We start from the raw sequence: 3,174 nt of genomic DNA on the forward strand, positions 1-3,174 counted from the left end.
CAAGCCCATCCCTGTTATACATAACTCGCCAGCAACACCTACCGGTTGTAGATGATTGCATTGATCTATTATATATAGGTTAACATTTCTTAATGGTTTACCGATAGGTATATCACACGACATGTCATGATGTGAGGTAGAATAGCCACTACTATAAATAGTAGCCTCAGTAGGACCATATAAGTTCTCTAGCTGTATATCAGTGCCCAATTGGTCAAATTGATAAACTAACTCTCGATTGAGCGCTTCGCCTGCCAGGAATATATAACTTAGACTTTGATACCGCTCTTTTGGCTGTTCCTTTAGATGCTCTATAAACAAAGAAAACATCGAAGGCACAAAGTTCATGTGGCTCACACCATGATACTCAACAGTTTGTATTATATCATCAGCATCCGTTTCTGCCCCTGGCTGTAATACGGCAAGCGAACCTCCAGAGTAAAACCATCCAAATAACTCTGAACAAGAAACGTCAAATGAAAAAGAAGTCTTAAAAAGATAACAACCCTCTTCGTGCAAAGGATAATATTCTTGCATACCTTGGGTAAGGTTAAGTAATGACTTGTGTTCAATCATCACACCTTTAGGTTTACCGGTCGACCCTGAAGTATAAATGATATAGGCCAGATCACTCCCTTGTACATCAATACCTGTTGGATAAGTAGAACGCGAGGTAATTTCTGATAAAGATGCATCTAAATCTAGTAGCTGTACCGAAGAAGAGAAAAAAGAAGACCCCAGGCTTGTTCTTGTTATCACCATTTTTACTTCCGAATCTTCCAAAATCAAACGCTTACGGTCTGTCGGATAATTTGGATCAATAGGTACATAAGCAGCACCTGTTTTCATTACACCAAGTAAGCATGGAAATAAGTACTCTTCACGCTCAAGGATCACTCCCACCAAGTCTCCTCTATTGATGTCCATCTCTGACGACAAATACGCTGAAAATTGATCTGAAATTTCAGATACTTGACTGTAGGTCAATGTTTTATCTGAAAATTTTATCGCTATATTTTCTGGGGTAGCACTTACCTGGCGTTGGAAGCATGATATGATGGTCGAATCATCCTTAGAAGATAAAATGGTATCATTAAACTCATAGAGTATTTGATCTCGTTCACCAGTTGTAATGATCGAAATCGAGGAAAGGCTTCTATCTACATCTGATAAAATAGCACTAACAATACCCTGAAAATAACTTATAAAACGCTCTATCGTTTCGGGTTTAAATAACTCCGTGGAATATTCAAACCCTAAGAACAAATCTTCTCCTGTATCAGTCGCCACTAATGTCAAATCAAACTTCGAAACCTTATGTTCCAGAGAAACAGAGGATAACGAAAAATCCGAAGGCCCACTCAAGATATCATCTAACGAACGATAAGAAAAAAATACATCAAACAATGGGTTACGACCTGTATTCCGTTCAACATTTAAAGCATCAATCAACTCTTCATATTGATAAGTTTGATGGTCAAAACACGTTAAAGTGTCTGAATGTAACTGTGAAAGAAAAGCCGTGTAGGACAGGTCACCTGCTACATGATTACGCAACACAACCGTGTTCACAAACATCCCTACCATATGTTCCAGGTCAGCATGGGAGCGGCCTGCCACTGGAGTACCAACTACGATGTCCTGCTCTCCGCTCAGTTTGCTTAAAAATATATTGTAAATACTTAACAATACCATGTAAAGGGTAGAACTACTACTTTCAGATAAAGAACGTAATGCTTTATTGGATGCGGCACTTAACGTAAACCCCATATAGCTCCCTTGATAGGACTTCACCTGAGGACGGATAAAATCAGTCGGTAAATCTAACAATGGAACATCTTCTGAAAATAAGCCCAACCAGAAATCCTTATGGGTGGATAAGGCCTGCTGCTGGACCGAACTCTGTTGCCATTCTGCATAGTCCTTATAATGCAGATCAACAGGCGGTAACTCTTCCTTATTGTACAGCGATAGAAAATCTCTCACTAGTATCTCATGAGATATACCATCACTGATAATATGATGCATGTCAATCAGTAAAATGTAATCCTGATCAGCTCCGGGTAAACGCTGATGGATTAAACCTGCACGGATTAATGGCCCATTATGCAAGTCAAAGGGACGAACAAATTCTTCTACGATACCGGAAATATCCTCATCAACGGTCGGGTAATGAACCAACTCAAACGGTACCTCTTCCAAAACACGCTGGACAGGCTCACCCTCTAACATTATAAAGATTGTCCGTAATACTTCATGACGGGATATTAATGATTTTATAGCCCATTCCAGATCGGATACCACTACTTTACTTCCTAGTCTAACTACCTCTGGCATATTGTATAATAGTGAACCCTTGTCAAACTCATACAAAAAGTACATCCGTCTCTGGGCTGAAGACATAACATAATGCTCCTTCGATAAACAAGGTTCAATGCGGTTATAGCCTGACTTACCCAAACTATCAATATATTGTCCCAGGCTGTTGATATCTTGATGTATGAAAACTTCCTTCAAAGGCACTTCCACCTCTAACTGCTTTTGAAGACGATTCACTAAAACTGCTGCACGTAAAGAATGGCCTCCCAATTCAAAAAAACTTTGACGTGTACCAATAGTAGATCTATCTAGTTGTAATATGTCTGACCACACGTCAACCAGCAATAACTCAGTAGGACTTTGTGCTGCAACGTAGTTATCTCCTGTAACTATTTCTGGCTTAGGTAAAGCTTTGCGGTTTACTTTCCCATTGCTCGTAATTGGCAATTCATCTAACATTACAAAGTAAGAAGGAACCATATAATCAGGAAGGTTCTCCGATAAATACCCTTTCAAGTCCCTAGGGTCATGTACATCGGACGAAACATAGTAACCCACTAAAAACTTATCCCCTGAAAATTCATGCACAACCACTACCGAATCGCTAATATTGGGATGTCTATTCAATTGATACTCGATCTCTCCCAATTCTATACGGAAACCACGAATCTTTACCTGATTATCTATACGACCCAAAAACTCAATATGCCCATCCGCACGCCAACGCGCCAAATCCCCAGTCTTGTACATCCGCTCCCCTTCCCTTAATGGATGAGGCACAAATTTACTATCCGTTAATTCCTTATCCCCTACATAACCTCGTGCCAAGCCCATCCCTGTTATACATAACTCGCC

The 3,174-nt window shown here is 39.9% G+C and carries 1 protein-coding gene; it reads right to left on the reverse strand.

Annotated elements, in window-relative coordinates; translation table 11 throughout:
* Window positions 1-3,147: condensation domain-containing protein (locus E1163_RS01455; protein WP_246223458.1), on the reverse strand; the 3,147-nt coding region annotated here is incomplete at its 3' end.
* Between the last annotated feature and the right edge of the window lie 27 nt (window positions 3,148-3,174).

Source organism: Fulvivirga kasyanovii, from assembly GCF_009711405.1.
GTDB classification, from domain to species: domain Bacteria; phylum Bacteroidota; class Bacteroidia; order Cytophagales; family Cyclobacteriaceae; genus Fulvivirga; species Fulvivirga kasyanovii.